Source organism: Nocardioides sp. SRI_004, from assembly GCF_057586415.1.
In genome coordinates this window covers 23,202-48,041 of sequence record NZ_JBYCZV010000003.1, presented here as the reverse complement: position 1 = coordinate 48,041, position 24,840 = coordinate 23,202, and the positions used below count along the sequence as shown (strand labels likewise).

The window sequence follows — 24,840 nt, the reverse complement described above, 5'->3', positions numbered from 1 at the left end:
TCAGCGCACGGCGGCGCTGACGACCGACTTGGTCACCGAGCCGTAGCCGGCCTTGCTCGCGGTCACGACCAGGGTGATGCGCTTGCCTCGGGCCCGTGCGGGCAACTTCAGGTAGGACCGGGTGCCGGCCGGGGCCGCGACGTAGGCGCTGCCGATCTTCCAGCGGTACTTGAAGCTCACCGGCGACGGACCCCAGTAGGGAGTCGACGCGCGCAGGGTGTTGCCGACGCGCAGGATCCCGGACATCCGGACGGTGCCCACCGCCAGCGCGCCCTTGGCCACGGGAGCGGTCGGCGCGCTCGGCACGGTCAGCGGCTCGTAGCCCGTCCTGGTGCCGGTCACGCGCAGCGTGACGGGTAGCCCGACGGCGCTCGCCGGCGGCGTGAAGTAGCGGCTCGTCCCGCTCTGGACCTGGGTCTCACCCACGTACCACTGGTAGGTGAGGGAGGACCCGACGGGCGACCAGCCGCTCACGGCCCCGGTCAGGCGCACGCCCACCTTCGGGGTACCGGTGATGGTCGGCACGGCTCCCGCCATGGTCGCGCCCTGGGGCGTGATGGGGGCCGAGGTCTTCGGCACCTGGGCATATCCGGTGCGCACGCCCGAGACGTCGACCGTGATCGACGCACCGGCGTCGGCAGCCTTCAGCGTGTAGTTGCCGGACACGGCCCCGCTGATCGGCAGCCCGTTGCGGCGCCACTGATAGCTGTACGACGTGGGCGTGGGCTCCCAGGCGCCGGGGTCGACGGTCACGACGTCGTTGACCTGCGGGCTGCCGTCGTCCACGATCGACGGCGTCCCGGTCGCTCCCCACGTCAGGGCCTCGATGGGGCCGTACTCGGGGCTGGTCCAGGTCTTGTCGGCGAACTGGTCGCGCTTCGCGGTTGCCCTGACCGTGAGCACCTTGCCCGCCTGGGCCTCGCCGAGCGTGATGGACTGGCCGTTCGCCCCCGAGATCGAGGACCCGAGACCGGACGCGCCCGGCGCCTTGGCGTACCACTGCCAGTCGTAGGTGTCCTGTCGCGGGACGGTGTCCCCGATCTGCGCCGTCAGCGTCTCCCCGACCGCGGCCGAGCCGTCCGCAGGTCCGCTGATGACGGGCGCCTCGCCCTCGACGAAGGTGCCGAGGTCGATCTGCAGGGTCACGTACCAGGTCGCGGCGTCGTTGGTGGACGGGAAGGTCTCCGCACGACGTCCGTCGACCAGGCCGGTGACCAGCACGATGAGGACCTTGCCCTTGTCGACCGAGGTCGGCACGTAGCTCTGCCGGTCCGCGTTCGGGATCGCGGTCCACGCGCGCATGCTTCCGTTGTTGCGATAGCCCGAGGCGGTCCGGTACCAGCGGAAGCGGAGCTCGACCGGCTTGTTGGACGGCGACCTCCACCCGTTCGCCTCGACGCCCGGGGCGTCGTACATCTCGACCGCGGGGGTCGAGGGGATCGGGTCGTAGACGAGGGCGTTGCCGACGCCGCGGACACCGCGGATCACGCCGCAGCAGGCGGTGGGCGACTCCTGGTTCTCGGGCTTCGGCTCCACGCCGATCCCGTTGCCGCAGCTCGACGCCAGACGCACGTCGTCGACGAAGGCGACCGAGTCGAGGTCGCCGTTCGCCCCGGTCGGCGCGTCCGTCACCGTGACCACGACCTCCTGGTCGCTGCTGACGTCCAGTGGCACGCGCGCCGTGTCCAGGCTCGTCACGTGGTTCAGCCCGGTGACGGCAGGGAGCCGCGGGTCCTCGGCGGTCCCGGGGATCGGGTCCAGGGGGTCGCCCGGGCGGTGCCAGTAGTCGACCTGGTTGACCTCGTACGGCGGCTTGCCGGACTCCGGCCAGTCAGGCGACGCCGTGGTGTCCGGGTCGTCCTGGCTGAAGTAGCCGTCGCCCGCGTTCAACGCGTAGTTGGTGCCGTCCTTGACGATCGAGAGCGCGTCGTCCGGGGTCGATGCCGTGTAGCCGGTCGGCTCCTCGGTGCCGAGGGCGAAGTCGACGAAGAGGCATCCCGCGCCGGGCGTGCCAGCGGCGACCTTGATCGTGATGCTCGACGCATCAGGCGCGCCGTCATCACCGAAGTCGGTGCTCAGCTGGGACGTCGGAACGCCCTCGAACACCTTCGAGGCGTCACCGGTCGACAACATCAGGTAGCTCGAGCCGCGCGACGGGAAGTCGTTGAAGTCGACGGTCTGGTCGACACCGGTGTCCGCGATCGCACGGCTGGCGGGAGCGCCGGCCAGCGAGGTCACGGTCACGCCGGCGGGCAGGTCGAGCGCGAGGGCAGCCGCCGAGGTGTCGACGTCGGCACGGGCCGGGGCGGCCGGCGGCAGCGCCACCAGTGCGGATGCTCCCACCGCCGAGATGAGCGCAGACAGGCAGGCACGACGCATCGACACGATCCCCTCCAAGGTCCCGGAACGCCGACCACGCGCCCGTCAGTCGGACGTCCTCCCGGGGCCGGCACTCGCACGCTAGCCGAGCGCGGGCGAGCGCGGGACCGGAATTGGTCGCTTCCCTCTGGTCACTTGGGACTAGGCGGCTGCCGCGGACCGGAGGCCTGGATCAGGCCGAGGCGGCGGCGATCCAGCGCTCGAGCGTCGCCTGAGCGGCTCCCGAGTCGATCGCCTCGGCCGCGCGGTGGATGCCCGCGGCCAGCGCCTCGTCGACGGCGCCGCCCGGGGCGTCGTACACGGCCAGCGCGGCGCCGGCGTTGAGCAGGACCGCCTCGCGCACCGGGCCCGGCGCCCCCTCCAGCAACCGTCGTACGACGCCGGCGTTGTGCTGTGCGTCGCCGCCCCTCAGGTCCTCGGCGGTCGCCGGGGCGAGGCCGTAGGCCGCGGGGTCGACCTTCGCGGTGGTCACGGTGCCCTCGTGGACGACCCACAGCGAGGACGTCGTGGTGGTCGTCAGCTCGTCGAGGCCGTCGTCGCCGCGGAAGACCCAGGCGTCGACGCCGCGGGCGGCGAAGACACCGGCCATGACGGGGGCGAGCCTCGGGTCGGCGCAGCCGATGGCCTGTGCGGCCGGCTTCGTCGGGTTGGCCAGGGGGCCCAGCACGTTGAAGGCGGTGCCGATGCCGAGCTCGCGGCGCGGGACGGCGGCGTGCCGCATGGCCGGGTGGAAGGCCGCCGCGAAGCAGAAGGTGATGCCGGCCTCGGTCGCGACCTCGGCCACCCGGTCGGCCGGCAGGTCGAGCCGGACACCGAGCGCCTCGAGCACGTCGGCGGTGCCGGCCTGCGAGGACGCGGACCGGTTGCCGTGCTTGACCACGCGGGCGCCGGCGCCCGCCGCGACGATCGCGGACATCGTCGAGATGTTGACGGAGAAGGACCGGTCACCGCCCGTGCCGACGACGTCGAGGAGCCGGCCCGGCACCGAGATCGGCGTCATCACGCCGTACATCGCGTCGACGAGACCGGTGAGCTCGTCGATCGTCTCGCCCTTGGCCCGCAGCGCGACGACGAAGCCGGCGATCTGCGCGGGGGTGGCCTCGCCGGCGAGGATCTCCCCCATCGCCCAGGTCGCCTGGGCAGGCGTCAGGTCCTCCCCGGCGACGAGTGTGCCGAGGACGTCGGGCCACGTCATCGCGGCGCTCAGGCAGGCACGCGGGCGCGCAGCAGCGACACGACCGCCTCGGCCAGCTGGATCGGGTCGATCGGGTGCGGCACCGCGGCGTCGGCGCGCGACCAGGTCGCCAGCCACGCGTCCTGCGGCCGGCCGGTGAGCACCAGCAGCGGCGGGCAGTCGTAGATCTCGTCCTTGAGCTGCTTGGCGATCCCCATGCCACCCGCGGGGACGGCCTCGCCGTCGAGGATCGCCAGGGCGAGGTACCCGGCGTCCATGTGCTGGATCACCACCGGCTCGGTCGCCACCTCGACGTACTCCAGCTCCGGCAGGTCCGGGTGCGGGCGACGGCCCAGCGCCAGGATGACCTGCTCGCGGGTGTGCACGTCGTCGCTGTAGACGAGCACCTTCAGAGACTTCGGAGAGCTCACCCGCGCGATGCTACTCGGCCTCGGCGCTGCCCGGTGGCCGGGTCTGCGCCGCGGCGAGCCGTTCCTGGCGTTCGAGCCGGTCCAGGCGCCGGTCCTCGCGCTCGGCCTCCTTCATCGAGGCGCGCACCCACTGCGCGAACAGCACGAAGAAGAAGGACAGGCCGACCAGGTCGCCGGCCGCCCACAGGATGCCGCCGGCGAGGTGCTGGTCCTCGAGGGGGTCCGGGAGCCAGGCGGCCATCGGCCCGTCGTGCAGGGAGGGGTACCAGTCGCCGCCGAGCAGCGTCTTCTGGCCCATGATCGTGATTCCGAGGAACGCGTGGAACGGCAGCGTCATCACGGTGAGGAGCAGCCGGAACAGGTGCGGCACCCGGCCGGGCAGCGGGTCCGCCCCGACGATCGGCCAGAAGAAGAGCGCGCCGACCACCACGAGGTGCACGTGCATCATCTCGTGCACGTAGGTCGAGCGCAGCGACGCCTCGTACCAGCCGGAGAAGTAGAGCGCCCAGGGCGAGATCACGTAGAGGCCGAAGGCCAGCGGCGGGAAGCCCAGCACCTTGGCCAGCCGCGAGTGGAGTACGGCGAGCAGCCAGCCGCGCGGCCGACGGGGCAGCGTGCGCAGGGCCAGCGTCACCGGCGCGCCGAGCGCGAGCGAGAGCGGCACGACCATCGACAGCACCATGTGCTGGACCATGTGGACGCTGATCAGGACCGTGTCGTAGGCCGCGAGGCCCGACGAGGTCGCGACGTAGAACGCCAGCATGCCGATGCCCCAGGCGATGGACCGCCCGACCGGCCACGAGTCGCCGCGGCGGTGCAGCGTGACCACCCCGAGGACGTAGAGACCGGTCGCCCAGACCGTCACCACGAGCGGCAGCGGCGCGAGCCCCCACTGGGACACGAGCGCCCCCGCGTCGAACCGCGGCAGGTCCTCGGCGGCCGCGGCGACGGTCATCACCAGTCCCACCAGCCACCTCCTCGACCTGCCACACCCGGCTCCGGGCGCGTTTTGCAACCCGATCGAGCGTAGGCGGGCGGTGGTGACCGCCCATAACGGGGGGTCGGGATGCCGTCACCGACGGTTACCGCCATAATGGCGCCCGTGGCGATCTCAGCTTCGGCATCTCTTCCTGCCTCGCGCCTGCACGGCCAGCACGACCGACCCAGCATGGTGGCGGTCGGAACCATCATCTGGCTGTCCAGCGAGCTCATGTTCTTCGCGGCGCTCTTCGCGTCGTACTTCACGATCCGGTCGGTCTCGCCGGAGATGTGGGCGGAGAACACCGACCTGCTCAACGTGCCGTTCGCGAGCATCAACACCACGATCCTCGTGCTGTCGTCCTTCACCTGCCAGTTCGGCGTCTTCGCGGCCGAGCGCGGGCAGGTCGGACGGACCGGCACGCTGCTGCAGGTCGGCAAGTGGGGCCTGCGCGAGTGGTTCATCCTGACCTACGTCATGGGCGCCATCTTCGTCGGCGGCCAGGCGCTGGAGTACGCCGAGCTGATCCACGAGGGCGTCACGATCCCGCACGACGGCTACGGCACGATGTTCTACCTCACGACCGGCTTCCACGGGATCCACGTGACCGGCGGTCTGATCGCCTTCCTCTTCGTGCTCGGCCGCACCTACGTCGCCCGCCGGTTCACCCACGAGCAGGCGGTCAGCGCGATCGTCGTCTCGTACTACTGGCACTTCGTCGACGTGGTCTGGATCGGCCTGTTCGCGACGATCTACCTGATCAAGTGAGGTTCGCGACCGCGATGACCCATCCGATCCACCCCGCCGCTCCGAACCACGCATGCCTGGACCTCAAGGACTGATTGTGCGACTCCTGAACCGATCCGCCGGACGTCTGTCACGACACCGCCGCGGCCCGCTCGCCGGCCTGGTGGTGCTGGTGCTCGGCCTGCTGCTGACCGGTGGCCTGTACGCCGCCTTCGCGCCGGCCCAGGCCGACTCGAACGCCGACCAGGAGGAGCTGGTCAAGGAGGGCCGCGAGCTCTTCCTCGTCGGCTGCGCCTTCTGCCACGGCCAGAACGGTGAGGGCGTCCTGACCCAGGGCGGCTCCCAGTACGGTCCGGCCCTGACCGACGTCGGTGCCGCCGCCGTCGACTTCCAGGTCGGCACCGGACGCATGCCGATGGCCCAGCCGGGCGCCCAGGCGCCCCGCAAGGAGGTCGTCTACAACGACGAGGAGATCGCCGCGCTGGCGGCGTACGTCGCCTCGCTCGGCACCGGTCCGGCCATCCCGGACGGTGACCTCTACGACACCGAGAACCCCGGCGACCTCAACGGCGACGGCAAGCAGGACGACGCCGACCGCGAGCTCCTCGTGGTCCGCGGCGGCCAGATCTTCCTGGCCAACTGCACCGCGTGCCACAACTTCGAGGGCTCCGGCGGCGCCATGCCGCGCGGCGGCTTCGCCCCCAAGATCCGCGGCGTCGACTCGAAGCACATCTACGAGGCGATGCTGACCGGCCCGCAGTCGATGGACACCTTCTCCGACGGCAACATCCCGCCCGAGGACAAGAAGGCCGTCATCGCCTACCTCGAGACCCTCGACGACGCCCCGAGCTACAGCGGCTTCACCCTCGGCGGCCTCGGCCCCGTGAGCGAGGGCATCATCGCGTGGCTCGGCGGCATCGGCGTCCTCGTCGGCTTCGCGGTCTGGATCGCGGCCCACACCACCCGCTCGAGCAAGAAGAAGGACGAGGCGGCAGCGTGAGCGACGCACACAACAACGACGAGCACGGCGGAGAGCTGGCGACCGTCGGCCCGATCGCCGACCCGGGCCTGCCCGAGCACCAGTGGCGACCGACCGACGTCGACCCGGCCAAGGAGAAGCGCGCCGAGCGCCAGGTCGCGGCGCTGTTCGGCCTCTCGGCCGTCTGCGTCATCCTGTTCCTTGTCTCGTACTTCACCCTCGACATCGGTGACAACTGGCACGTCGTCGCCGGTTTCGGCGCCTCGACGATGGCGCTGGGCGCGACCCTCGGCCTGGCCCTCCTGCTGATCGGCGTCGGGGTCATCCACTGGGCACGCAAGCTCATGGGCGACCACGAGATCTCCGAGCTGCGCCACCCGGCCCGCTCGAGCGACGAGGACCGCGAGGCCACCGTCAACGCGCTGACCGTCGGCATCGAGGAGTCGGGCATCGCGCGCCGGCCCCTGATCCGCAACTCGCTGCTCGGCGCGGTCGGCCTCCTCGGCCTCCCGGCCGTCGTCCTGCTGCGCGACCTCGGTCCGCTGCCGGGCAAGAAGCTGTACCACACGATCTGGGGCGAGGGCACCGCGGACAAGCCGATGCGCATCGTGCGCGACGGCATCTGGACGCCGATCCTCGCCTCCGACCTGGAGATCGGCGACCTGGTCAACTGCCAGCCCGACGCCCTCCACAACCCAGAGCGCTACGACATCGACCCGATCGAGGTCGAGGGCGTCAACCTCCAGGTCCACAAGTCCAAGGCGTCGCTGGTCCTCCTCCGGATGGATCCCAACGACATCAAGCCGGGCAAGGACGCCAAGGGCAACAGCCGCGAGAACTGGGACGTCCAGGGCATCGTGGCCTACTCCAAGATCTGCACCCACGTGGGTTGCCCGATCTCGCTGAACGAGCGGACGACGCACCACCTGCTCTGCCCCTGCCACCAGTCCACCTTCGACCTCGCCGACTCCGGCAAGGTGGTGTTCGGCCCCGCCGGCCGGCCGCTGCCGCAGCTGCCGATCGCGATCGACGACGAGGGCTACCTGGTCGCACAGAGTGACTTCGACGAGCCGGTCGGCCCGAGCTTCTGGGAGCGTGACTACTATGACCGTTGGTGACATGAGCAAGGTCGCCACGACCAACGGCACCACGCCGGCCCCCGCCGGCAAGGGCCCGAAGGCCGCGGGAGCGATCGCCACCTGGGCGGACGAGCGCCTCGGCCTCGGCACCGCGATGAAGAAGAACCTGCGCAAGGTCTTCCCGGACCACTGGTCCTTCATGCTCGGCGAGATCGCGCTGTGGAGCTTCGTCGTCCTGCTGCTGACCGGCGTCTTCCTGACGCTCTGGTTCGACCCGAGCATGACCGAGGTCCAGTACGACGGCGCCTACGACCCGCTGCGCGGCGTGCACATGTCGTCGGCGATGAACTCCGCGCTGCACATCTCGTTCGACGTCCGCGGCGGTCTGCTCATGCGGCAGATGCACCACTGGGCGGCGATGATCTTCATCGCCTCGATGATGATCCACATGCTCCGCGTCTACTTCACGGGCGCGTTCCGCAAGCCGCGCGAGCTCAACTGGGTGATCGGCTGCCTGCTGCTGCTCCTCGGCACGATCGAGGGCTTCACCGGCTACTCGCTCCCCGACGACCTGCTCTCGGGCACCGGCGTCCGGGCGGCGGACGGCTTCATGAAGGCCTCCCCCGTCGTCGGCAGCTACATGTCGTTCTTCCTCTTCGGAGGCGAGTTCCCGGGTGACTCGATCATCCCGCGGTTCTACGTCATGCACATCCTGCTGATCCCGGGCATCCTGCTCGGCCTGGTCGCCGCCCACATGCTGCTGCTCGTCTACCACAAGCACACGCAGTGGCCTGGTCCCGGCCGCACCGAGGAGAACGTCGTCGGCTACCCGATGCTCCCCGTGTACGCCGCCAAGGCCGGCGGCTTCTTCTTCATCGTGTTCGGCGTGATCACCCTGCTGGGTGGCCTGTTCTCGCTGAACCCGGTCTGGAAGTTCGGCCCCTACGACCCGTCGAAGGTGACCGCGGGCTCGCAGCCCGACTGGTACATGGGCTGGCCCGACGGCCTGCTGCGCATCATCCCCGCGTGGGAGACGCACATCTTCGGCGTGACGATCTCGTGGAACGTCATGCTGCCGATCCTCGTGATGCCGCCGCTGATGCTGATGGTCCTGATCGCGCTGCCGTTCCTGGAGTCGTGGATCACCGGCGACAAGCGGGAGCACCACCTGCTGCAGCGCCCGCGCAACGCCCCGACGCGGACCGCGATCATGGTCGCGCTGATGACCTTCTACGGCCTGTCCTGGGCCGCGGGCGGCAACGACATCATCGCGATCAAGATGCACCTGAGCATCAACCAGATCACGTACTTCATGCGCGGAGCGGTCTTCATCGGCCCGGTCATCGCCTTCATCATCACCAAGCGCTGGTGCATCTCGCTGCAGCGCCACGATGAGGAGAAGCTGCTCCACGGCTACGAGTCGGGCGTGCTGGTCCGCTCCCCCGAGGGTGCGTACGCCGAGAAGCACCTGCCGCTCCCCGCGGCCAAGGCGTACACGCTCACGGCCCGGGACGACGACCCGACGCCGGAGACGGTCGAGGAGATCGAGGCGTCGGGCCTGGCGGGCCGCCAGGTGCGCCTCCGCAAGCTGCGGGCCAGGCTGCAGGCGGCGTTCTTCGCCGACAACGTGCAGAAGCCCACGGCCGAGGAGCTGCACGACGCCCAACACCACGCCGAGCACGAGCTGCACGAGCTGGAGTCGCAGATCGCCGCCGGCCCGAACCGGCACGGTCCCACCGAGGGCCACTGATTCACCGCCAAAGGGCGCCGCTCCCCCACCGGGAGCGGCGCCCTTCGGGCATTTCCGGCACCTGTTCGGCCGCTGACGGGCCCGGGAGGGCCTCGATGCGTTCCCGTGCCGGGGAAGGGCGGAGAGGCTTGCAGAGGGCCGCTCGGCGACCCCGGAGAGCACTCAGCGCCGCTGACGTGACGTCAGCGGCGCTGTGGGGCCCTCCTGCGGCCTGAGCGGCAGGGGGATCAGCCAAGCGCGGAGTCCGCCTGGTAGCTGGCCCAGGAGATGTTCCAGTCGCCGTAGCCGTTGTCGGGCTCCATCGGGCGGTCCGTGCCGACGTACTCGACGACGTCGCCGCGGCGCGAGATGGAGTAGAGCCAGCCGGCGTTCTCGGTGCTCATGCCGGTGCACCCGTGGGAGACGTTGGCGTAGCCCTGGGACCCGACCGACCACGGGGCGGCGTGGATGAACTCGCCGGAGTTGGTCAGGCGCATCGCCCAGCGCACGTCGTCGATGTCGTAGGCCTCGGACGATCCGGCGGGGATGCCCACCGTCTCGGAGTTCATCCGGCGGGTCTCGAACTTCTCCATGATCACCTTCACGCCCGAGCGGGTGGTGAAGCCGGGCTTGCCGGTGGTGATCGGCAGCGTGCGCAGCAGCTTGCCGTTCTCGAAGACCTTCATCTGGTGGGTCCTGGCGTTGACCTTGTAGATGTGGGCGTCGCCGACCTCGAAGTCGACGTCGCGGTCCTCCTGGCCGTAGATGCCTCCGCCGGCGGAGACACCGTTGATGTCGACGTCGACGCTGACCTTGGAGCCCGCCTTCCAGTACGTCCTGGGGCGCCAGTGCGCCTCCGTCGAGCTCACCCACCGCCAGGAGCCGGCCTGCTTCGGCGTCGCCGTGACGGTCATGTGCTTCTCGAAGGCCGCCTTGTCGGTGACGGGCAGGTCGAAGGTGACGATGACCGGCATGCCGACGCCCACGGTCTCGCCCTGCAGGGGCGCGACGGACGGGTAGGTCTGCTGGTCGAGGCCGAGGGCCTGGGTCGCGAAGGGGGTGATGCTCTCGACCGTCGAGCCGTCGCTGTTCTCCGCCACCGCGCGGATGCGGTAGCGGGCGCCCGGCTCGAGCCGCTCACTGGCCACCCAGCGGGTGCCGTCGACGATCCTGCCGGTGATCTTGCCCGCCTTGGACGAGACGGTGACCGAGCTCAGCGTGCCGTCGACCGCGGAGACCCGCAGGACGGTGCTGACCGGGACGGCAGTGGCGCCGGGCTTGACGTTGGTCGTGAGCTTGGCCTCGACGACGGCCGCAGCGGTGGTCTCGGGGCTGTCGTCTCCCCCGCCCCCGGGCGTGAAGCCGGAGCCGTCGCAGCCGGACGCCGCCACCGCCAGGACCGAGAGCACAGCGAGGCCGCGCACGGGGCGGGAGCGGCGAAGGGTCGTGAACACCGCCAAATCGTAACTGGCGCTCCCTCGGAAACCGGTTTCAAAAGCACGTTGGCGGTGTCACACCTGATGTGTGACACCGCCAACAGTGCAAGGTCGGGGCCGGGCCCCGGTCGATCAGTGGGCGTAGTCGCCGCGGTAGTACTCGAAGATCCAGCCGCTGACGGCGAGGGCGCCGAGCACGAAGCCGATGATCATCAGCCACCAGGCGAGCACCGCCGTCGCGAAGACGATGATGCCCAGGGTGGCGGCGCACCACAGCGGCCACCAGGAGTACGGCGGGAAGAAGCCGAGCTCGCCGGCACCCTCCGCGATCTCGCCGTCCTTGCGGTCCTCCGGACGGGCGTCCATCCGGCCGGCGTGGAAGCCGAGGTAGAGCGTGACCATCGCGCACAGCAGCGTGGTCATGACCAGCGCCGAGGTGCCGGTCCAGTCGGCGCCGGAGTCGCCGGCGTCGGTGATGAACCAGTAGGCGGGGCTGACCAGGACCAGGAAGACCGTGGTCACGCCGAAGATCCATGCCTCGATCTTCATCAGGCGTCAGCTCCCTTCTTGTCCAGCGCGACGGCCGGCTCGTCGTCGTACATCTCGATCGCGGCGATCTCCGGGTGGTGGAGGTCGAACGCCGGGGACTCCGAGCGGATCCGCGGGATCGAGTGGAAGTTGTGGCGCGGCGGCGGGCAGCTCGTCGCCCACTCCAGCGACCGACCCCAGCCCCACGGGTCGTCGGTGTTGACCAGCGGGCCCTTGCGGGAGACGTAGACGTTGTAGAAGAACGGCAGGAGCGACGAGGCCAGCACGAAGGCGCCGATCGTCGAGACCTGGTTCATGAACTCCCAGTTGTCACCCGGCAGGTAGTCGGCGTAGCGACGCGGCATGCCCTCGATGCCCAGCCAGTGCTGGATGAGGAAGGTGGTGTGGAAGCCGATGAACAGCAGCCAGAAGTGGATCTTGCCGAGGCGCTCGTCGAGCATCCGTCCGGTGAGCTTGGGCCACCAGAAGTAGAAGCCGGCGAACATCGCGAACACGACCGTGCCGAACACCGTGTAGTGGAAGTGCGCCACCACGAAGTAGGAGTCGGAGACGTGGAAGTCGAGCGGCGGGCTGGCCAGGATGATGCCGGTCAGGCCACCGAAGAGGAAGGTGGTGAGGAAGCCGATCGACCAGAGCATGGGGGTGTCCATGCGTACTGACCCGCCCCACATCGTCCCGATCCAGTTGAAGAACTTCACGCCGGTCGGGACGGCGATGAGGAAGGTCATGCCGGAGAAGAACGCGAGGTTGACCGCTCCGGTGACGAACATGTGGTGGGCCCACACGGCGACCGACAGGATCGCGATGCCGAGGGTCGCGCCGACCAGGCCGATGTAGCCGAAGATCGGCTTGCGGCTGAAGACCGGCAGGATCTCGGAGATGATGCCGAAGAACGGCAGCGCGATGATGTAGACCTCGGGGTGCCCGAAGAACCAGAACAGGTGCTGCCACAGGATCGCGCCACCGTGCGAGGTGTCGAACACGTGGGCGCCGAGCTGGCGGTCCGCCTCGAGCGAGAGCAGCGCGCCGGCCAGGATCGGGAACGCGATCAGCACGAGGATCGCGGTGATCAGCACGGTCCAGACGAAGATCGGCATCCGGAACATGGTCATGCCGGGCGCACGCATGCAGATGATCGTGGTGATGAAGTTGACCGCGCCGAGGATGGTGCCGAGACCACCCATCCACAAGCCCATGATCCACAGGTCGCCACCCACGCCGGGGCTGTTGACCGAGTCGGACAGCGGCGTGTAGGCGAACCAGCCGAACGAGGCCGCACCCTGCGGGGTGAGGAAGCCGGCGCCGGCGATGAGCCCACCGAACAGGTACAGCCAGTAGCTGAACATGTTCAGGCGCGGGAACGCGACGTCGGGCGCACCGATCTGCAGCGGCATGATCGCGTTGCCGAAGCCGAAGAACAGCGGCGTCGCGAACAGCAGCAGCATGATCGTGCCGTGCATGGTGAAGAGCTGGTTGTACAGCTCCTCGTTGACGATCTGGCTGCCCGGGTAGGCCAGCTCGGACCGGATGAGCAGCGCCATGATGCCGCCGGCGATGAACCAGGCCATGGCGGTGCCGAAGTAGAGGTTGCCGATCAGCTTGTGATCGGTCGTCGTCATGATCCGCACGAGCTGCTTGCCGAGCGGCTTGCGCTCGGTCAGGTCAGCGTTGCGGGCGAGCGTGGCCGTCACTCGTGGCCCTCCTCGTCGTGGTTGATGAGGTTCTCGGAGTAGACGCCACCCTTGACCGGCTCGTCGGAGACGTGGTCGGGGTCGGCGGCGAGCTTCTCGAGGTACGCCTCGTACTCGGCCTCGGTCACGACCTTGACCGTGAACAGCATCCGCGAGTGGTAGGCGCCACAGAGCTCGTAGCACTTGCCGTCGAAGACGCCGGTCTCGGTCGGGGTGACCTGGTACGCGTTGTCGTTGCCCGGGACCACGTCCATGCGCATCGCGAAGGCCGGGATGCCGAAGTTGTGGATCACGTCGGGGCTGTAGAGGTCGAACTCGATCGTCTTGTCGACCGGGATCACCAGCTGCGGGATGTCCTCACCGGTGCCGGAGACGAAGACGTTCTTGCCGCCGGCGGCCTCGGTGTCGGGGTAGTTGAACGTCCACGACCACTTCTGGCCGACGACCTCCACCACGACGTCGGGGTCGTCCACCATCTCCAACGCGACGTTCTGGACCCGCACCGTGTGCGAGAAGAACGCGATCACCATGATGACCGGGAAGATCGTGTAGAAGATCTCGATCGGCAGGTTGTAGCGCGTCTGGACCGGCACCTCGTCGTCGCTGCGACGACGGAACCAGATCGGGACACCGATGATCAGCGCCCACGTGATCACACCGGTGACCAGGGCCGCGATCCACGCGCCCTGCCACAGCTGCAGGATGTGCTCACCCTGCACGGTGACGATCTCGGGCATGCCGACCCGCTCCCACTGGGAGTCGGTGGAGCAACCAGACAACGCGGTCGCGAGTACGACGAATCCGGCGATCGGGATCGCACGACGGAATCGTCGCTGCGCCCGTGAACGCTCGGGGTGCCACCAGCCCACGAACGAGCCTTCCTCTCGAGGGTCAGAACAATTGCGAACACTAGCGGAGTGCGACCCCGATCGCCGCGCCGGGTGGGTGGTTTCGGACCATCGCGGCCTCGTCCCGCGCTTGCCCGGGCGTGGTTCTATGGTCGGGTTGTGAGCAGCACACCCGAGGTCTACCTCGACAGCGCGTCCTCGACCCGGCTGCACCCCGCCGCGCGCGACACCCTGCTCGCCGCCCTCGATCGCGGGTACGCCGACCCGCGCCGCCTCCATGGGGCCGGACGCGACGCACGGCTGCTCCTCGACAACGCCCGGGCGGTCGTCGCCGAGTGCCTCGGCGTGCGCCCGGACGAGGTCGGCTTCACCGCCTCCGGGACCGACGCCGTCCACCGCGGCCTGCTGGGCCTGACGGCGGCCACGGGTCGGGACGGGATCGTCCACAGTGCGGTCGAGCACTCCGCCGTGCTGCATGCCGCCCAGTGGCGCGACTCCCCCGTCCACGCGTCGGTCCCGGTCGACGCGTACGGCGTCGTGGACCTGGCCGCCCTCGCCGCCGCCGCGGGGGCCCACGGGGTCGGCGCCGTGGCGCTGCAGGCCGCCAACCAGGAGGTCGGGACACTGCAGCCCGTCGACGAGGTCGACCTGCCGGGCGTCGTACCCCTGCTGGTGGACGCGGCGGCCGCCCTCGGGCACGTCGACCTGCCCACCCGGTGGGACGCACTGACGGCGTCCGCGCACAAGTGGGGCGGTCCGGCGGGCGTCGGGGTCCTGGCCGTGCGCAGGGGCACCCGCTGGACGAACCCCTTCCCCGGCGACGACGGGCTCGACGACATGGGCGGCTTCCCCGACGTCCCGGCCGCGCTGGCGGCCGCGGCCGCGCTCCAGGCCGTGCTGGCCGAGCGCGCGGAGGTGGCTGCGCGGCAGTTCGCCCAGGTCGAGCGGATCCGGTCCGCGGCGGCTGCCCTGCCGGACGTGGAGGTCGTCGGCCACCCGACGGCCCGGCTCCCCCACCTGGTGACCTTCTCGGTGCTCTACGCCGGCGGCGACGAGATCGTGGGCGAGCTGGCCCGTCGCGGCTACGGCGTCGCCAGCGGGTCGGCGTGCACGGCGTCCACGCTGGAGCCCAGCCACGTCCTCGCCGCGATGGGCGCGCTCACCCACGGCAACGTGCGGGTCTCGCTGGCACGCGACACGACCGACGAGCAGGTCGACGGCTTCTGCTCCGCGCTGGCGGACGCGGTGGCCACGATCCGCGAGAGGGCCGGACTGTGAGCGCCGACGTCGAGATCGACTGCCGCGACCTGCCCTGCCCGCGGCCGATCATCGAGCTGGCGAAGGCCCTGCCGGACGTGCCGGTGGGCGGCCTGCTCGCGGTCGTCGCCCGCGACCCGGCCGCCCGCCACGACGTGCCGGCGTGGTGTCGCCTGCGCGGGCAGGAGTACGTCGGCGAGGAGCTCACCGACGACGGTGCGCCGCGCTACGTGGTCAGGCGCCTGGGCTGAGCGAGCCGCTCAGACCAGGTTCTTCTGGACCTCGGCGGCGGCCTCGTCGCCGTACGACACCCGCACGCGCTCGACGAACTGCTCGACCGTGAAGTCGTACTCCTGGGTGCCCACCGTCTCGACGACGTACGCCGCCAGGACGCAGCCGACCTGCGCGGCCCGCTCGAGCGAGGTGCCCCAGGAGAGCGCGGCGAGGAAGCCGGCCCGGAAGGCGTCGCCGACGCCGGTCGGCTCGACGGCCTCGACGCCCTGCGCGGCCGGGATCTCGAACGAGGTGCCGTCCTGGGAGGTGACCCGGACGCCGTCCTTGCCGAGGGTGGTGACCTGGATCCCGACCTTGGCGAGGACCTCCTCGGCGCTCCAGCCGGTCTTCTTCTCGATGACGTGCGACTCGTACTCGTTGGAGAACAGGATCGCGGCGCCGTCGATGAGGTCGCGGATCAGGTCGCCCTCGGCGAAGGCGAGCTGCTGGGAGCAGTCGGCGATGAACGGGTAGCCGCGCTGGCGGCACTCCTCGGTGTGCCGCTTCATCGCGGCCGGGTCGTCCGCGCCGATCAGGACGTAGGTCGGCGCACCGACGCGCTCCACGATCGGGGCGAGCTCGATCAGGCTCGCCTCGCTCATCGCGCCGGGGTAGAAGGACGCGAACTGCGCCATCGTGGTGTCGGTGGTGCAGACGAAGCGGGCGGTGTGCTTGCTCTCGGAGATGTGGACCGAGTCGCAGTCGACGCCGTGGCGCTCGAGCCAGGAGCGGTAGTCGGTGAAGTCCTCGCCCGCGGCACCCACGAGCACCGGCCGGAGGCCGAGCCGGGCCAGGCCGAAGCACATGTTCGGGGCCACGCCTCCCCTGCGGATCTCGAGGTCGTTCACCAGGAAGGAGACCGAGAGCTTGTCGAGCTGGTCGACGACGAGGGAGTCGGCGAACTTGCCACCGAAGGTCATCAGGTGGTCGGTCGCGATCGAGCCGGCGATGAGGAGGGAGCCCGTGGGTGCAGTCACGACACGGAACATTAACCGAGCCGTTGCAGTCGTACTGGCCGGTACCACTGGGTCTACCCCTCGGTAACGCCTAGCGTCGAGACATGACGCCCTACGAGGAGATCGCCGCACCCCGCGACCTGCACGCCGACTGCGAGGCGGTCAGCCGTCGCCTCGAGCACGCCGCGGTGAAGGCCACCCGCCCCGCCCCCAGCCTCCACTTCGACGAGCAGCCCCGCGAGACCGGCAAGCGGGAGATCCAGATCTCCGAGGCCGCGCAGCGCCTGGCCAACGCGCTGCACCTGCACCTCGACTAGTACGCCAACAAGTACGCCAACGCGAAAGCCCCCGCCCCCGGACGAACCGGGGCGGGGGCTTTCGCGTTGGCGTGGCTCAGTGGAACGAGTCGCCGCAGGCGCACGAACCCGTGGCGTTCGGGTTGTCGATCGTGAAGCCCTGCTTCTCGATGGTGTCGACGAAGTCGATCACGGCCCCGTTGAGGTAGGGGACGCTCATCCGGTCGACGACGACGCCCACGCCGTCGAAGTCGGTGACGACGTCACCGTCGAGGGTGCGCTCGTCGAAGAAGAGCTGGTAGCGCAGACCCGAGCAGCCGCCGGGCTGCACCGAGATCCGCAGCGAGAGGTCGTCGCGACCCTCCTGCTCGAGCAGGCTCTTGACCTTGGTGGCCGCCACCGGGCTCAGGTTGATCTGGTCCTCACGGCGCTCGAAGTCGACCGGCGCCGCGACCGTCGTGGTCGCGCCGGGGGCCTCGTGGCTGTGGCCGCCTCCGCAGCAGCTGTCACTCATGCTCACTCCAGGGTGTGTCAGTTCTGGGGTCGATTGGGTGTTCGACTACCCAATGGTCGCACAGACGTGGTTATTCCCCCCAGACGAGAACGGGCTTGACCACGCTGCCGGACCTCGAGTCGGCGACGGCGTCGGCGATCTTCTCGAAGGGGTACGTCGTGACGAGGTGGTCGACGTCGAACCTGCCGGCCTCGCGCAGCCCGATCAGCTGCGGGATCGTCACCAGCGGGTCCGCCTCCCCCTCGATGGACGAGCGGACCACCTTGCCCGACTGCAGCAGGTCGATCGCGTCGATGGTGTACTCCGGCGCCCCGAGGCCCAGGGCGACGAGCAGGCCGCGCGAGCGCAGGGCCCGCTGCGCCTGCAGGACGACCGAGGCGATGGCCGTCGTGTCGATCGCGTACGCCGCACCTCCGCCGGTCAGCGCCTTGACCCGCTCCTCCACCGGGGCGGCGTCCGCCTCGGTCGGGTCGAGGGCCGTGGCGCCGTACTCCTCGGCGACGGCACGCCGGGAGGCGACCGGGTCGACGACGACGACCGTCTCCACGCCCAGCCCCCGGGCCACCGCGACGGCGGCGAGCCCGACCGCCCCGGCGCCGAAGACCACGATCGGCTCGTCCGGCTTCGGGTCGAGCACGTTGAGGACGGTGCCGGCGCCGGTCTGGAAGCCGCAGGCGAACGGGGCCAGCCGGGTCAGGTCGAGCCGCTTGTCGACGACGACGCAGTTGTCGGCGTACGCGATCGCGTGGCGGGCGAAGCTGGACTGGCCGAAGAAGTTGCCGAAGACGGTCTGGCCGTCGCCGTCGGCCGACGCGCGCCTCATGGTCGTGGAGCCGTCGGCCCGCATGCCCATGTAGTTGAGCAGCAGCGACTGCTCACAGTAGCCGACGTCGCCGGCGGTGCACGGGCCGCACGCCCGGCAGGACCGGAAGCTCATCACGACGTGGTCCCCGACCTCGATGCCGCTCACCGCGGCGCCGACCTTCTCGACGACACCGGTGCCCTCGTGGCCGACGACCGTCGGCAGCATCTCCTGGGGAAGCATGGTCGGCACGGTGAGGTCGGTGTGGCACAGGCCGGTCGCGACGACCCGCACCAGGACCTCGTCGTCACGGGGCTCCTCGAGCTCGACCTCGGCGAGCACGAAGTCGCCGCCGGGCTCCTCGACGAGATAGGCAGTGGTCCTCACGAGTCACGCTCCAGCCAGAAGTAGTAGAGGTCCTTCACGCCGAAGGCCGCCTCGAGCTTGCCGTTCATGATCCCCATCAGGGTGTCGTCGTCGACCTTCTTGAAGTGGTCGAGGACGGGCAGCCGGTCGTAGACCATGGTCGCGGTGACCTCGCCCCGGAAGCCGACCGGCCACAGCGAGGCCTCACCACCACCGCCGGCCTCCTTGTTGGAGTACAGCCGGCCGTCGTCGGCGCGGCACACGAGCGGCACGGCCGCCAGCGGGCTGTCGAACCGCTTCCCGTGCCAGCGCACCTTCTCGAGGACGGCGCTCGCGACGTGGCCGGTGGCGAAGTCGCCACCCCGCCACGGCCCGAGGATCTCCTCGACCTCCGCGGTCGCCAGGTCGGCCCAGAGGGCGTCGAGCTCGGCGGGATCGGCGGGGTCGGCCTGCCGCAGCGCGTCGAAGCGCTGCCTGATGTCGCTCACGCCGCCAATCTAGAACATGTTCCAGTCTCGGGACACGGGTCCGGGCAGAAGTGAGGCGGAAGTGAGCTCAGCCGGACCAGGTCCGGGCGACCCGCGCCGCGAGCTCGGTCAGCGCCCCCTCGGGGTCACGGAAGGCCCGCTCCTCCCCCACCGCATCGACCAGCGAGTACGCCGCATCCATGCCCAGGGCTCGCATCTCCCGCGACCCGACGAGGACCTGTCCGGCGAGCGCGACACAGGGCCGCAGCGCCTCCGCGGCGACCGCGGCGACCCCGGCCGGCACCTTGCCGGCCCGGCTGCTGAAGTCGAACGCCCCCTCGCCGGTGATCACCAGGTCCGCCTCGCGGGCCCGCGCGGCGAGACCGACGGCGTCCGCAACGAGCCCGATCCCGGAGACCCGGTGCCCGCCGAGGAGCAGCAGCGCGAAGCCGACGCCACCGGCAGCCCCCGCGCCCGGCTCGAGGGCGAGGCGCCGGTCGGTCGCCGCGGCCCACTGCTCGAGGAAGCCGTCCATCAGGACCTGCATCTCCTCGTCGAGGCCCTTCTGCGCGCCGAAGGTCTTGCTGGCACCGAACAGGCCGGTGAGCGGGTTGTCGACGTCGGTCGCGGCGATGATCTCGATCCCGTCGACCATGCCGCGCGCGATGCTCAGGTCGGCCGTGGTGACGCCGTCGAGGAAGATGCCGCCGACGTCGAGGGACACGTCGGCGTCGGCGCCGAGCGCCGCGAGCAGGCCGGCTCCCCCGTCGTTGGTGCCGGAGCCGCCGAGGCCGACGACCACCCGGGTCGCGCCGGCGTTGACGGCCTCCAGCAGCAGCCGGCCCACGCCGACCGTCGTACCGAACTCGCCCAGCTTGCCGCCGGTCAGGTGGACGCCGCAGGCCTGGGCGCTCTCGACGTACGCCGTGTCGCCGACCATGAGGATGGTCGCGGGCACCTCGTGGCCCTGCGGCGCCTCGGCGACCACGGCCAGCAGCTCGCCGCCCAGGCTCGCGTGGAGGACGTCGACGAAGCCCGGTCCACCGTCGGACATCGGCGCGAGCACGACCTCGTCGTCCGGCGCCTGACGGCGCCAGCCCGCGGCGATCGCCTCCGCGGCCTCGACCGCGGTGAGGGTGCCCGCGAACTTGTCGGGGGCCACGAGCACGCGCATGGCGCCATCATGTCGGAGAACCCGGCCCGGGTGCCGGGACCGCCACGCGGGCGCCGGCTCCGGGCCGGCCGAGCCCCGGCTCAGCCGAGCCCCGGCTCAGCCGAGCTGCGGGTCGCTGGTGCTCGGACGTCCCGACTCGAGGTGGCCGGCGAGGGTGCGCACGAAGGACGTCCCGGGGATGGTGACCGTGACGTCGTACCAGCCGCCCGAGTCGCGGGTGTCGATCTCGGCGCGGCCGCCGCGGAGCCTGAGCTCGCCGGCGTAGGCGTCCGTGGCGACCACGTCGGCATCGCCCTCGACGACCAGGCGCACCTTGCCCGGACCGACGCCCGCCCCGCGCGCCAGCGGCTCGAGGGCGACCAGCACGCGCTCGGCGGCGGTGTCACCGGCGTAGCGGCGGAAGAAGCCGTTGGGGCCGTGCAGGTGGACGTCGTAGCCGCCCGTGACCGGCAGGTCGACGTCGAGCCGCTTGCCCGCCTCCACCGTGTAGCTGTGCGGCACACCGGTGGGCTGGAGCAGCCGGGCCTGCAGGTGGACGCCGAGCGCCCCGTCGTTGACGACCTGCAGCCGCAGCGGCGCGGACCCCTTCTCGACGACGTCGAGCGAGTAGCCGATCGGCCGGGCGGGCCGGGTCCCCGGCTCCTGCGTCGGCATCGTGCCGGTCGCCGGGGTGGCCGGGAAGTAGGTCGCGTGACGCCTGCGGTCCGTCGGTGCCATCGCGGCCGTCGACGGCAGCGACGGCACGGCCGTCTGCCGGCGGGAGAAGTCGAAGGCGGACGTCAGGTCGCCGGCCACGGTACGACGCCAGGGCGTGATCTGCGGCTCGCGGACGCCGAAGCGCTCCTCGAGGAAGCGCAGCACGGACGTGTGGTCGAAGGTCTCCGAGCACACCCAGCCCCCGGTGCTCCACGGGGAGACGACGAACATCGGGACGCGGGGACCCATGCCGTAGGGGCCGGGGTTCGCCCGCGGGTCGCCGCCGGCGTAGTGCTCGTTCTCCGTCGAGACCGTCGACGCGCCGGGGACGGACGGTCCGCTCGCCAGCGGCGGGACCAGGTGGTCGAAGAAGCCGTCGTTCTCGTCGTACGTGATGAACAGGGCGGTCCTCGCCCACACCTCGGGGTTGGAGGTGAGGGTGTCGAGGACCCTCGAGATGTACCAGGCGCCGAAGTTGGTCGGCCAGTTCGAGTGCTCCGAGAACGCCTCGGGCGCCGAGATCCACGACACCTGCGGCAGCCGGTCGGCGGCGACGTCGGCGGCGAGGCGGGCGAAGTAGTCCTCGCCGTCACGGTTGCGGGTGCCGACCCGGGCCTTCTCGTGGAGGGCGTCGCCGGGCCGGGCGTTGCGGAAGCTGTTGAAGTACAGCAGCGAGGTGTCGCCGTAGTTGCCGATGAACGGGTCCGAGGTCCAGCCCCAGGAGCCGGCGGCGTCGAGGCCGGTGCCCTCGTCCTGGTAGACCTTCCACGACACCCCCGCCTCCTCGAGGCGCTCGGGGTAGGTCGTCCAGTCGTAGCCGACCTCGTCGTTGTAGAGGACCGGGCCGCCACCCCTGCCGTCGTTGCCGGTCCAGCCGGTCCACAGGTAGTAGCGGTTCGGGTCGGTGTTGCCGATGAACGAGCAGTGGTAGGCGTCGCAGACCGTGAACGCGTCGGCCAGGGCGTAGTGGAAGAGCGCGTCCTGGCGCTCGAGGTAGGCCATCGTCGCCGCGCCCTTGGCCGGCACCCACTGGTCGTAGTGCCCGGAGTTGACCGCCCGCTGGCCGTCGGGCCACGAGTGCGGCAGACCCTGCAGGTAGGCGCCGCCGAGGTCGTCGACGTCCGGGTGGAAGGGCAGCAGGTCGCCCGCGCCGCCGCCCTTCGGCTGGTGCCACACGGACTTGCCGGACGGCAGCTGGACGGGGTGCGGGTCGCCGAACCCGCGCACCCCGCGCAGGGCACCGAGGTAGTGGTCGAACGAGCGGTTCTCCTGCATGAGCACGACGACGTGCTCGATGTCGCGGATCGTGCCGGTACGACGCGCGGGCGCCACGGCCGCGGCCCGCTCGACGCTGCCCAGCAGGCTCGCAGTGAGGCCGGCGAGCGAGGACGCTCCGGTGATCTGGAGGAAGCGACGGCGGTCGAACTCTGCCATGACGGCACCTTTCCGAGGAGGGTCCGCTCCCGGGACCGGGGCGTCGGCCCACGCTGGCAGCGCCGACGGAACCCCGGAGGAGGACGAGGCGTCCGGCGCATGAATCACTAGGGTCGGGAACGTGCTGGTCCGACCGATGACGCCCGCCGACGTGCCCGCTGCCGAGGAGATCAGCGCCGACGCCTTCCACGCACTCGACGTGCGGCTGCGCGCGGCCGCCGAGCCCGAGCCGGTTCGCCGCCCGCCGAGTCGCTCGGAGGCCTGGATCGCCCGCACCGAGCGCCTCGTGGCCACGGACGGTCGCGGCTGCTGGGTCGCCGAGGACGCCGGGACGGTGGTCGGCATCGTCACCAGCATCAGGCGCGAGCGGGTCTGGTGCCTGGTGACCTTCGCCGTGCGACCCGGCCTGCAGGGCGGAGGCATCGGGGCGCGCCTGCTCGATGCCGCCCAGCGGCACGCCGACGGCTGCCCGCGGGCGATGCTGTCCGCGTCGGCCGACCCGCTGGCTGCGCGTCGCTACCACGCGGCCGGCTTCGCGCTGCACCCCCAGCTGCGCCTCACCGGGACCGTCGACCGGCGCGCCCTGCCCGTCGTCACCGGGCTGCGCGAGGGCAGCGGGGACGACCTCGGCTGGATGGACGACCTGGACCGCACGCTGCGCGGCGGACCGCACGGCCCCGACCACACCGCACTCGCCGCGGACGGCACGCTGCTGGTCGCCGACGACCACAGCGGCTACGCGTACGCCAGCGAGAGCCGCCTGGCGGTGCTGGCCGCGCGTGACGAGCAGACCGCGCGCCGGCTCCTGTGGGAGTGCCTGGCCCGCTCCGGGGAGTCGTTCCAGGCCGCCCACGTCACGGCGGCCAACGCCTGGGCGGTCGACGTGGGCCTCGCCGCCCGGCTCGAGCTCGGCACCCGCGGCTACCTCGGTGTGCGCGGCATGGCGCCCCCGGCGCCGTACCTGCACGACGGGGCGCTGCTGTAGCCGCTCGCGCGGCCGACCGCGAACGGACGGCGATCACGGGGACTCCCCCGCCCCAAACTAGGATGGGGCCATGACCACCGTTGACCTCCCGCTGCTGCCGCTCGGCCGTGGCTCCGACCCGCTCTCGGAGCGGGGTGTCGAGTGCCCCGGCGACCTGCCGCCGGCCTCCGACCCGGACCTGGTCGCCCGAGCCTGGGCCGCCAGGGAGAAGCTCGGCGACCGGCTGTTCGTGCTCGGTCACCACTACCAGCGCGACGAGGTCATCCAGTTCGCCGACGTCACCGGCGACTCCTTCAAGCTGGCCCGCGACGCCGCGGCCCGCCCGGACGCGGAGTTCATCGTGTTCTGCGGCGTGCACTTCATGGCCGAGTCCGCGGACATCCTGACCGGGCCCGACCAGAAGGTCGTCCTGCCCGACCTGGCCGCCGGCTGCTCGATGGCCGACATGGCCCGCATCGCGCAGGTCGAGAAGGCGTGGGAGGCGCTCGCGGCCGCCGGGGTCCAGGACGTCGTCGTACCCGTGACGTACATGAACTCCAGCGCCGCGATCAAGGCGTTCTGTGGCCGCAACGGCGGCGTCGTGTGCACGTCGTCCAACGCCGAGGTGGCCCTCGACTGGGCGTTCCAGCAGAAGGGCGAGGACACCAAGGTCCTGTTCCTGCCCGACCAGCACCTCGGCCGCAACACCGCCGTGCTCAAGCTCGGCTACTCCCTCGACGAGTGCGTCGTGTGGAATCCCCACAAGCCCGACGGCGGGGTCAGCCCCGAGGAGCTCGCCAAGGCCCGGATCATCCTGTGGAAGGGCCACTGCTCGGTGCACGGCCGCTTCTCCGCGGACGTCATCGACGAGCTGCGCGCGAAGGTGTCGGACCTCAACGTCCTCGTCCACCCCGAGTGCCAGCACGAGGTCGTGCTGAAGGCAGACCTGGTCGGCTCGACCGAGTTCATCATCAAGACGGTCGAGGAGGCGCCGGCCGGCTCCAGCTGGGCCATCGGCACCGAGCTCAACCTCGTGCAGCGCCTCAAGAACGCCCACCCGGATAAGAACATCATGTTCCTGGACCGCAACGTCTGCTACTGCTCGACGATGAACCGGATCGACCTGCCGCACCTCGTGTGGGCCCTGGAGAACCTCGCCGAGGGCAACCTGGTCAACCAGATCGAGGTCGACCCGCAGACCGAGGCCGAGGCCCTCGTCGCCCTGCAGCGCATGCTCGACCTGCCCGGGAAGACCCACCGTGACTGACACCCTTCCCGCCTGCCCGGAGTGCTCCAGCGAGTACACCTACGAGATGGGCGACCTGATGGTCTGCCCCGAGTGCGCCCACGAGTGGTCGCCCGCCGAGGCCGCGGCTGCGGCTGACGCCGAGGCCGCCGCCGGCGTCGTCCGCGACGCCAACGGCAACCCCCTGGCCGACGGCGACGACGTCATCGTCGTCAAGGACCTGCCAGTGAAGGGCGCGCCGAAGCCGATCAAGTCCGGCACGAAGGTCCGCAGCATCCGCCTCGTCAGCGGCGTGGGCGACCACGACATCGACTGCAAGGTCGACGGCTTCGGGCCGATGCAACTCAAGTCCAGCGTGGTCAGGAAGGCCTGAG

At 70.8% G+C, this 24,840-nt stretch carries 24 protein-coding genes; 10 read left to right on the top strand and 14 right to left on the bottom strand.

Features of this window, described 5'->3' with window-relative positions; genetic code table 11:
- The 4 genes from AC2YHB_RS04240 to AC2YHB_RS04225 all read right to left on the bottom strand — a co-directional run bounded on the left by AC2YHB_RS04240 (position 1) and on the right by AC2YHB_RS04225 (position 4,951).
- A complete protein-coding gene (locus AC2YHB_RS04240) occupies positions 1-2,385 on the bottom strand; it encodes a hypothetical protein (protein WP_179650775.1) in 2,385 nt (794 codons plus the stop codon).
- A gap of 166 nt (positions 2,386-2,551) precedes the next feature.
- A complete protein-coding gene (gene trpD / locus AC2YHB_RS04235; protein WP_036542241.1) occupies positions 2,552-3,574 on the bottom strand; it encodes an anthranilate phosphoribosyltransferase in 1,023 nt (340 codons plus the stop codon).
- A gap of 8 nt (positions 3,575-3,582) precedes the next feature.
- On the bottom strand, positions 3,583-3,984 hold the full coding sequence (locus AC2YHB_RS04230; RefSeq protein WP_051931745.1) for an Rv3143 family two-component system response regulator: 402 nt from the start codon (positions 3,982-3,984) through the stop codon (positions 3,583-3,585).
- Positions 3,985-3,994: 10 nt separating this feature from the next.
- Positions 3,995-4,951 (bottom strand): cytochrome c oxidase assembly protein, encoded by a 957-nt coding sequence (locus tag AC2YHB_RS04225; protein ID WP_242530606.1) that lies wholly within the window; start codon positions 4,949-4,951, stop codon positions 3,995-3,997.
- 126 nt (positions 4,952-5,077) lie between these two features.
- Between AC2YHB_RS04225 and ctaE the strand changes: the two genes are divergently transcribed.
- From ctaE to qcrB, 4 genes are all read left to right on the top strand, one after another.
- Entirely contained in the window at positions 5,078-5,731 is a 654-nt protein-coding gene (ctaE, locus tag AC2YHB_RS04220) for an aa3-type cytochrome oxidase subunit III (protein ID WP_179650773.1), read from the top strand.
- A 76-nt stretch (positions 5,732-5,807) separates the two neighbouring features.
- A complete protein-coding gene (gene qcrC, locus AC2YHB_RS04215) occupies positions 5,808-6,710 on the top strand; it encodes a cytochrome bc1 complex diheme cytochrome c subunit (RefSeq protein WP_242530605.1) in 903 nt (300 codons plus the stop codon).
- Positions 6,707-7,807 (top strand): cytochrome bc1 complex Rieske iron-sulfur subunit, encoded by a 1,101-nt coding sequence (gene qcrA, locus AC2YHB_RS04210; RefSeq protein WP_036542235.1) that lies wholly within the window; start codon positions 6,707-6,709, stop codon positions 7,805-7,807. The genes qcrC and qcrA overlap by 4 nt, the downstream gene beginning before the upstream one ends.
- Position 7,808: 1 nt before the next feature.
- On the top strand, positions 7,809-9,518 hold the full coding sequence (gene qcrB, locus AC2YHB_RS04205; RefSeq protein WP_242530604.1) for a cytochrome bc1 complex cytochrome b subunit: 1,710 nt from the start codon (positions 7,809-7,811) through the stop codon (positions 9,516-9,518).
- Between the two features lie 227 nt (positions 9,519-9,745).
- Here the strand turns inward: qcrB and AC2YHB_RS04200 are convergent, their stop codons facing one another.
- The 4 genes from AC2YHB_RS04200 to ctaC all read right to left on the bottom strand — a co-directional run bounded on the left by AC2YHB_RS04200 (position 9,746) and on the right by ctaC (position 14,042).
- Positions 9,746-10,951: a L,D-transpeptidase gene (locus AC2YHB_RS04200; RefSeq protein WP_308645644.1), complete on the bottom strand. Its 1,206-nt coding sequence runs from the start codon at positions 10,949-10,951 to the stop codon at positions 9,746-9,748.
- A gap of 114 nt (positions 10,952-11,065) precedes the next feature.
- Entirely contained in the window at positions 11,066-11,482 is a 417-nt protein-coding gene (locus AC2YHB_RS04195; protein WP_036542229.1) for a cytochrome c oxidase subunit 4, read from the bottom strand.
- On the bottom strand, positions 11,482-13,173 hold the full coding sequence (ctaD, locus tag AC2YHB_RS04190) for an aa3-type cytochrome oxidase subunit I (RefSeq protein ID WP_036542226.1): 1,692 nt from the start codon (positions 13,171-13,173) through the stop codon (positions 11,482-11,484). The genes AC2YHB_RS04195 and ctaD overlap by 1 nt, the downstream gene beginning before the upstream one ends.
- Positions 13,170-14,042, bottom strand: a complete 873-nt coding sequence (ctaC, locus tag AC2YHB_RS04185; RefSeq protein WP_051931736.1) for an aa3-type cytochrome oxidase subunit II — start codon at positions 14,040-14,042, stop codon at positions 13,170-13,172. The genes ctaD and ctaC overlap by 4 nt, the downstream gene beginning before the upstream one ends.
- Before the next feature lie 138 nt (positions 14,043-14,180).
- Here ctaC and AC2YHB_RS04180 point away from each other — a divergent pair, with 138 nt between their 5' ends.
- Both AC2YHB_RS04180 and AC2YHB_RS04175 read left to right on the top strand, forming a co-directional pair.
- Positions 14,181-15,299 (top strand): cysteine desulfurase family protein, encoded by a 1,119-nt coding sequence (locus AC2YHB_RS04180; RefSeq protein ID WP_179650769.1) that lies wholly within the window; start codon positions 14,181-14,183, stop codon positions 15,297-15,299.
- A complete protein-coding gene (locus tag AC2YHB_RS04175) occupies positions 15,296-15,529 on the top strand; it encodes a sulfurtransferase TusA family protein (protein WP_179650767.1) in 234 nt (77 codons plus the stop codon). The genes AC2YHB_RS04180 and AC2YHB_RS04175 overlap by 4 nt, the downstream gene beginning before the upstream one ends.
- Before the next feature lie 9 nt (positions 15,530-15,538).
- Here AC2YHB_RS04175 and AC2YHB_RS04170 read toward each other — a convergent pair whose 3' ends face one another.
- Positions 15,539-16,528 carry a carbohydrate kinase family protein gene (locus tag AC2YHB_RS04170; protein WP_373366956.1) on the bottom strand — a complete coding sequence of 330 codons (990 nt, stop codon included), beginning with the start codon at positions 16,526-16,528 and terminating at the stop codon, positions 15,539-15,541.
- Between the two features lie 83 nt (positions 16,529-16,611).
- Here AC2YHB_RS04170 and AC2YHB_RS04165 point away from each other — a divergent pair, with 83 nt between their 5' ends.
- Positions 16,612-16,824: a hypothetical protein gene (locus tag AC2YHB_RS04165; protein WP_036542221.1), complete on the top strand. Its 213-nt coding sequence runs from the start codon at positions 16,612-16,614 to the stop codon at positions 16,822-16,824.
- Positions 16,825-16,900: 76 nt separating this feature from the next.
- Here AC2YHB_RS04165 and erpA read toward each other — a convergent pair whose 3' ends face one another.
- The 5 genes from erpA to AC2YHB_RS04140 form a co-directional block, all read right to left on the bottom strand.
- Positions 16,901-17,317, bottom strand: a complete 417-nt coding sequence (gene erpA, locus AC2YHB_RS04160) for an iron-sulfur cluster insertion protein ErpA (protein WP_242530602.1) — start codon at positions 17,315-17,317, stop codon at positions 16,901-16,903.
- A 70-nt stretch (positions 17,318-17,387) separates the two neighbouring features.
- Complete coding sequence (locus AC2YHB_RS04155; RefSeq protein WP_179650763.1) at positions 17,388-18,506, bottom strand: NAD(P)-dependent alcohol dehydrogenase; 1,119 nt, start codon at positions 18,504-18,506, stop codon at positions 17,388-17,390.
- On the bottom strand, positions 18,503-18,973 hold the full coding sequence (locus tag AC2YHB_RS04150; RefSeq protein ID WP_218864759.1) for a DUF4334 domain-containing protein: 471 nt from the start codon (positions 18,971-18,973) through the stop codon (positions 18,503-18,505). The genes AC2YHB_RS04155 and AC2YHB_RS04150 overlap by 4 nt, the downstream gene beginning before the upstream one ends.
- Before the next feature lie 67 nt (positions 18,974-19,040).
- Positions 19,041-20,126 (bottom strand): glycerate kinase family protein, encoded by a 1,086-nt coding sequence (locus AC2YHB_RS04145; RefSeq protein ID WP_179650761.1) that lies wholly within the window; start codon positions 20,124-20,126, stop codon positions 19,041-19,043.
- A gap of 96 nt (positions 20,127-20,222) precedes the next feature.
- Positions 20,223-22,256: a phosphocholine-specific phospholipase C gene (locus tag AC2YHB_RS04140; RefSeq protein WP_179650759.1), complete on the bottom strand. Its 2,034-nt coding sequence runs from the start codon at positions 22,254-22,256 to the stop codon at positions 20,223-20,225.
- Positions 22,257-22,377: 121 nt separating this feature from the next.
- Here AC2YHB_RS04140 and AC2YHB_RS04135 point away from each other — a divergent pair, with 121 nt between their 5' ends.
- The 3 genes from AC2YHB_RS04135 (at position 22,378) to AC2YHB_RS04125 (ending at position 24,839) form a co-directional block, all read left to right on the top strand.
- Positions 22,378-23,241: a GNAT family N-acetyltransferase gene (locus AC2YHB_RS04135; protein ID WP_308645643.1), complete on the top strand. Its 864-nt coding sequence runs from the start codon at positions 22,378-22,380 to the stop codon at positions 23,239-23,241.
- A gap of 70 nt (positions 23,242-23,311) precedes the next feature.
- Entirely contained in the window at positions 23,312-24,487 is a 1,176-nt protein-coding gene (gene nadA, locus AC2YHB_RS04130; RefSeq protein WP_179650757.1) for a quinolinate synthase NadA, read from the top strand.
- Entirely contained in the window at positions 24,480-24,839 is a 360-nt protein-coding gene (locus AC2YHB_RS04125; RefSeq protein ID WP_179650755.1) for a zinc ribbon domain-containing protein YjdM, read from the top strand. The genes nadA and AC2YHB_RS04125 overlap by 8 nt, the downstream gene beginning before the upstream one ends.
- Position 24,840 lies beyond the last annotated feature (1 nt).